The organism is Actinomadura opuntiae (genome assembly GCF_030283205.1).
Lineage (GTDB): Bacteria > Actinomycetota > Actinomycetes > Streptosporangiales > Streptosporangiaceae > Spirillospora.
The window spans coordinates 340,947-347,167 of sequence record NZ_JASNWF010000010.1; the positions used below are offsets into that span (position 1 = coordinate 340,947).

Here is a 6,221-nt window from a genome sequence, read left to right on the forward strand (position 1 = left end):
CCCGCCGGGGGAGTACCTCGGTCAGCCGGACGCGGGCGCGGCCGCGGCGGCGAGCCGCGCCCGGTCGATCTTCCTGTTGGCGTTCAGCGGGAACTCGTCGACGTGCTGGAACTGCTTGGGCATCATCCCGGCCGGCAGGATCCGGCGCAGCTGCCGGGCGAGCTCCGCCGGGGACGACGGCGCGCCGGTGTAGAAGACGGTGATCCGCGGGCCGTCACCGCCGGTGCGGACCACCGCGACCGCGTCCTGCACGCCCGCGCAGCCCCGGACCGCGTGCTCGATCTCCGCCAGTTCGACCCGCCACCCGTTCAGCTGCACCTGGGAGTCCAGCCGGCCGAGGTAGACCAGTTCCCCGTCGCCGAGCAGCCGGACCCGGTCGCCGGTGCGGTACCAGCGGCGCCCTCCGCGTTCGAGGAACCGGCCTTCGTCGTCGGACGGATCGAGGTAGCCCGCGGTCATCTGCGGCCCGGTCACGCACAGCTCGCCCTCGCGGTCCGCGACGGCGCCGTCCGGGCCGATCAGCAGGTACTCGTGGCCTTCGTGGATCGACCCGATCGGCACGAGACCGTTCACGCACGACCCGGGCGAGACCTCGGGGGACCAGCGGTGCCCGGTGATCGTCACAGTGAGTTCGGTCGGCCCGTAGATGTTCTCCACCGTCGATCCGGGTGCCGCCGCCTGCCACGCCGCGGCGTCGTCCGCACGCAACGCCTCACCCGCGAACAGGCTCCACCGCAGCGTCGGCATCCCGCCGGGCGCGAGACCGCCCATCCTGCGGATCAGCGAGATGGTGCTGGGGACGGAGAACCACACGCTCATCCCGGTCTCGGCGAGGAATTCGGGCAGTTTCCGATACGCGGCCGCCGGGATGGTCTGCACGGTCGCGCCCGCACCCCACGCGCAGAACATGTCGAACATCGCGCAGTCGAAATTCACGTCGAACGTCTGGGAGAAGACGTCGGACTCGGTGAAGTCGTATCTGGCGTCCGCGTGCTGGAAGTAGTGGTGCACCATGCCGTGGGTGATCGGCACACCCTTGGGGCGGCCGGTCGACCCCGACGTGAACAGCACGTAGGCCACATCGGACGCCGCGACCGGAACCGGTTCATGAAGCCCGGCGCGCTGCCCGAGCGGTATCCGGGTCATCCGTCCGTCGTCGCCACCGTTTTGACCGGGCGCCAGTGCCGGGACGTCCAGCCCTGCGTCCGAAAGCGCACCGAGGACCGCGAGCCCTCGTTCATCGGCCACGACCATCGACGTTCCGGAGATCTCGAGCATCCGCCTGGTGCGGTCGGCCGGGAAGTCGACGCTCAACGGCACGACGGTCGCGCCCGCATAGAGCGCGGCCAGAATGCCGACATAGGACTCGACGCCCTTGCCCGCCAGCACGCCGACCGCTTTCGGCCGTGCGGACGTCCCCGCCAGCATCGCCCCCGCCCAGCGCAAGGCGAGCTCGTGGACCTCCTCGTAACTCACGGCCTTCGCGTCGACACGAAGCGCGGCATTCCGCGGCGCCTTGGCCAGTCCGCGGAGAAACCGCGCGGGAAGCCCGAACCCGATGGCGTCGCTCATTCGTTCCCCGCAGCCAGGCGCCGGCGGCGCCGCGATATCCGTGACCATTGACCTACCTGGTGATCGCCACCACCATGTCATTCTGCTGAGCCGGCTGGCGCGAGAGAACCCCTGGCCGCGCCTGAGGATGCCGCGGCCGCGGCCCGCGCGTATCCTGCGGCAGGAAGCCGGCGCAGTCACAGAACAACGTCACGCGGCCGGAAAGGATGATGGCGGTATGTGGGACAGTCGATTCGAGGAGATACTCCGCGGCCACCTGCCGTACCTTTCCGCAGGCGACCCGCTCCGCGGCGACACCCGCCTCTTCGACCTGGGGCTGGACTCCATCGGCGTCGTGGAAGTGCTCGCCGCCCTGGAACGCACCTACAACGTGCGGTTCACCGACGACGCGCTCAACATGGAGAACTTCGCCACTCCCGACACGCTCTGGGGCGAGCTGTCCAAAATGATCGAGGCGGCGGCCTAGGACGTTCCGGCGAGCGCGCTCCGGCGCCGCGGCTGCAGCGCCGTCGCCGGAGCGACTGGCACCACCTCGAAGTTCTCCGTCGTGCACGCGACACGTCCGAAGAGATGGTCGCGCCCGGAGATGTACAGCTTCCCGATGCCTCTGCGCTTCAGCGTGCCCACCACGTCCGGCCAGCGAACAGGCCGAACGAACCCGTCCAGCAGCATCTCCCGCAGGCCCGCCGCGGAATCCACCACGCTGCCGTCCTGATCCGCGACGACGGGAATCTGCGGGTCGGTGAAAGTCAGGTCGGCGAAGACCTCCCGCTCCACCTTGTCGCGCAGCGGCCCGAACGCACGGGAATGCATGGGCGGACGCATCGCGTAGACCGGCAGCCCGCCCGAGGCGCGCAGCCGCCGCTTCAACCATTCCAGCTTCTCCTCGCGCAGGGAGAGCAGGTAGATGTCATGGTCGATGTAGCAGGAGACGTCGTACCACTCGCCCTGCTCGTCGAGTTCCCGCAGCACCTCCGCCAGAACGTCCTCCGGGGTCCGCAGGAACGACTGCGTCACCAGGCCCGTGTGCTCGCGGGTGAAGTACTCGTCCACGCAGTTGGCCCACCGCGCGGCCATCCGGACGGCGTCGGGAAAGGCCAGCCCACCGGAATAGACGGCGGCGGCGCGACCGCCGAAACTCGGCCCGGCGCAGATCTCCGGCCGCATCCCGAGCACCTTTTCGGCCCATTCGGCGAGAGCGAGGCACGTCACCATGAACGAGACCTGGGAGAATTCGGTGTAGTCGCCGTCGGTCTCGCGGTAACGGTCGATGAGCGAATAGCCGAGAACCTCGTCCGCAGTCCTGACCAGCCGCCGCGCCGACGGGTTGACCAGCATGAACTTCGCCAGGTCCGCGAACGCCGTCGGACCCATGCCGGGAAACACGACCGCGGTTCCGGTGCGAGAATCGGCGCCCACGTTTCCGTCCTTCCGCAGAGGAGTTCGGATCCCGAGGTTACCGGCGCCGGGTTTCCCGGTCGGGCGCCGCCCGCGGGAATCCACCCCTAACCACCCCCTAAGAGCGATGCGTCAGGGTAAGGGTCGCTTGCCGCCGCAGATCAGGCCATGTTAGGAGTTGGTTCGATTGTCGGCCGACTCACGAGGCGAGGCATCAATGCTCCTGGGGACAACCGCGTGACCCTGAAACGAGAAGGCTCGCCCCGCTTGCACGGATCAGTGGAGAACATGCGCCAGTTCATGCTGGCGAGCGCGGAGACGACTCCCGACCGGCCCGCGGTCGTCCAGCCGGTGGACGGCGGATTCCGGATCGTCACCTACCGGCAACTCCAGCGCCGGGTCGACGACTACGCGGCCGCCCTCGACGGACTCGGTCTCGACATAGGCGACCGGTGCATTCTCGAATCTGACACCACGGCGTCGGCCATCGCGATGTTCCTGGCCTGCTGCACGCTCGGGCTGACGTTCGTCCCGGTGAGCCCCGACACGCCGGCCAAGCGGCTCATGTCGATCATCGGCACGACCGAGCCCGCGCTGCATCTGCAGGCCGCCACCGGACGCCGCGAAGGCGTCCCGGAGCACGTCGGCACCGCCCGGTTCGACCGCGACGGGCTGCGGGTGGAGCGGCCCCCGGCGCCGCGGACCCGGCACCGCCACGAGGTCACCGGCACCGACACCGCCTACATCATCTTCACCTCGGGCACGACCGGCCGTCCCAAGGGCGTCGTGATGACCCACCGGGCCGTCGTCTCCTTCTATCGGGGGATGCTGCAGCACGGCATCGTCAACGCCGACGACCGTGTCGCCACCACCTCGCCGCTCCAGTTCGACTTCTCCCTGCTCGACATCGGCCTCGCCCTCGGCAGCGGCGCCGCCGTGGTGCCCGTGCCCCGCGACGCGCTGCCCTGGCCCAGGCGGTTCATGCGCCTCCTGCGCGAAGCGGAGGTGACCCACGTCAACGGCGTCCCCTCCATCTGGCGGTCGACGCTGCGCACCGAGCCCGATCTGCTGGCCGGCCTCGACCGGCTGCGCGGCGTCCTGTTCTGCGGCGAGGACTTCCCGCTCCCCGAACTGCGCCACCTGCAGCGGCTGCGGCCCCAGGCGCGCATCGTCAACTGCTATGGCGCCACCGAATCGATGGCGTGCTCGTTCACCGACGTGCCCAACCCGATCCCGGACGACCTGGAACGCCTCTCCATCGGCTTCGCCCACCCCGGAGCCGAGATGATGATCATGGACGGCGCCGGCCACCCGATCGAGCAGCCCGGCGTCGTCGGCGAGATCCACCTGCGCAGCCCCGCCCTGTTCAGCGGCTACTGGGACGACCCGCAGGCCACCGCCGCGGCCCTGGTCCCCGACCCGCTCGACCCGCGCTCCGGGCAGGTCGTCCTGCGCACCGGCGACCTCGCCTACCGCGGCGAGCACGGCGACCTGTACTTCTGCGGCCGCGCCGACTCGCAGGTCCAGGTCCGCGGGAACCGCGTCGAGCTCGGCGAGATCGAACGCCGGCTGCTGGAGTTCCCCGGCGTCGCCGCCTGCGCCGCGCTGCTGCTTCCCCGCACCGACGAGGAGCCGGTGCTGAGCGCGTTCCTCGTCATGGAGTCGCAGGCGCGCGCCTTCGACAAGATGGAACTGCGCGCCTTCTGCATGGAGGCACTGCCCGGCTACATGATCCCCCAGGAACTGCACGTCCTCGACGAACTCCCCGTCACCCAGCACGGGAAGGTCGACCGGACCGCGCTGGCGGCACGGTTCGGAGCCCACCATGTGTGACGGCGCCGCGTCCCCTATGGAGAGAGCGGCGTGAGCGCCGGCCGGACGTCCCGCAGCACGGTCGCGCCCCGCCGGATATCGCCCAACCTGGCCCTCAACCAGCTGGTCGCCCGCCGTCGCGCCGCCGGCGAATCGATCGTCCACCTCGGGTTCGGCGAGGCGCGCCTGCCCGTCTTCCCCCCGCTGCTGGAGCGGCTCGCCGCAGGAGCCGGACGCAACACCTACGGACCCGTCGCGGGCGGCGCGCAGGTCCGCGGCGCCATCGCGGGCTACTTCACCCGCCGCCGGATCCCGACCGAACCCGAGCAGGTGATCGTCGCACCCGGCAGCAAACCGCTGCTGCTCGCGCTGCACATGGCCGTCCCCGGCGACGTGCTGCTGCCCCGCCCGTGCTGGAACACCTACGCGCCGCAGGCCGAACTGGCAGGGAAGGCGGCCTGGGGCGTCCCGATCCCCGACGAATGCGGCGGCGTCCCCGACCCCATCGCCCTGCGCCACACCATCCGCGCGGCGCGGGCGGCCGGCCACGACCCGCGGATCCTCATGCTCACCCTCCCCGACAACCCCACCGGCACCCTCGCCTCACCGGAACTCGTCCGGGACATCTGCGGGATAGCCGAGAAAGAGGACCTGCTCATCGTCTCCGACGAGATCTACCGGGACATCGTGCACGACCCGCAGAGGCCCGTGCTGAGCCCCGCGGAACTCGCACCCGAACGCACCGTCGTCACCACAGGACTCAGCAAGAGCCACGCCCTCGGCGGCTGGCGCATCGGCGTCGCACGGTTCCCCGCAGACCGTCGCGGACGGCAGATCCACGACACGGTCACCGCGATCGCCAGCGAGATCTGGTCCACCCTCGCCGGACCCATGCAGGAAGTCGCCGCCTACGCCTACACCGAACCCCCGGAACTCCGCGAACACCTCACCGCCGTCACCCGCCTGCACGCGGCGGTCGCGCGGGCGGTGCACCGCGGCGTGACCGCCGCCGGCGCCCTCTGCCGCCCCCCGGCCGGCGGCTTCTACGTCTACCCCGACCTCGCGCCGATGCGCGAAAGGCTCGCCCGCAGAGCCATCACCGACTCGCCCTCACTGCAGAGGCAGCTGCTGGACGAGTTCGGCATCGCCGTCCTCGCGGGCCACGATCTGGGCGACGACGTCCACGCGCTCCGCTTCAAGGTCGCGACGGGCCAGCTCTACGGCGAGACCCCCGAACAGCAGTGGGCGGCCCTGCACGCCGACGACCCGCTCCAGCTCCGCCACATCACCGACGTCCTCACCAGGATCGAGGAGAGCTTCGCCAAGCTCTGCGCCTGAGCATCGGGAAATGCGGGGCGGAGATGTAGGAGGAGAGCTTCGCCAAGCTCTGCGCCTGAGCATCGGGAAACGCGGGGCGGAGATGTAGGGGGACAGTAGGG

5 protein-coding genes are annotated in these 6,221 nt (G+C 70.4%); 3 read left to right on the plus strand and 2 right to left on the minus strand.

Translation table 11 applies throughout. The annotated features are described in order from the left end of the window. Nucleotides 1-21 precede the first annotated feature (21 nt). A complete protein-coding gene (locus tag QP089_RS23600; RefSeq protein ID WP_285914023.1) occupies nt 22-1,572 on the minus strand; it encodes an AMP-binding protein in 1,551 nt (516 codons plus the stop codon). 217 nt (nt 1,573-1,789) lie between these two features. Between QP089_RS23600 and QP089_RS23605 the strand changes: the two genes are divergently transcribed. After that, nucleotides 1,790-2,038 carry an acyl carrier protein gene (locus QP089_RS23605; RefSeq protein ID WP_285914025.1) on the plus strand — a complete coding sequence of 83 codons (249 nt, stop codon included), beginning with the start codon at nt 1,790-1,792 and terminating at the stop codon, nt 2,036-2,038. Here the strand turns inward: QP089_RS23605 and QP089_RS23610 are convergent. Beyond that, nucleotides 2,035-2,991 (minus strand): ACP S-malonyltransferase, encoded by a 957-nt coding sequence (locus QP089_RS23610; RefSeq protein ID WP_285914027.1) that lies wholly within the window; start codon nt 2,989-2,991, stop codon nt 2,035-2,037. The two genes, QP089_RS23605 and QP089_RS23610, sit on opposite strands and share 4 nt — an antisense overlap. A gap of 246 nt (nt 2,992-3,237) precedes the next feature. On the opposite strand from QP089_RS23610, the gene QP089_RS23615 reads away from it, so the two are divergent. Beyond that, the gene (locus QP089_RS23615; RefSeq protein WP_285914029.1) at nt 3,238-4,803 is read left to right on the plus strand and encodes a D-alanine--poly(phosphoribitol) ligase; all 1,566 of its coding nucleotides are present in this window, start codon (nt 3,238-3,240) and stop codon (nt 4,801-4,803) included. A 30-nt stretch (nt 4,804-4,833) separates the two neighbouring features. Beyond that, nucleotides 4,834-6,120 carry a pyridoxal phosphate-dependent aminotransferase gene (locus QP089_RS23620; protein WP_285914031.1) on the plus strand — a complete coding sequence of 429 codons (1,287 nt, stop codon included), beginning with the start codon at nt 4,834-4,836 and terminating at the stop codon, nt 6,118-6,120. Nucleotides 6,121-6,221 lie beyond the last annotated feature (101 nt).

Coding starts and splice junctions, on each gene's coding strand:
- QP089_RS23600 (WP_285914023.1), bottom strand. CDS start 1,572: ATGAGCGACGCCATCGGGTTCGGGCTTCCCGCGCGGTTTCTCCGCGGA.
- QP089_RS23605 (WP_285914025.1), top strand. CDS start 1,790: ATGTGGGACAGTCGATTCGAGGAGATACTCCGCGGCCACCTGCCGTAC.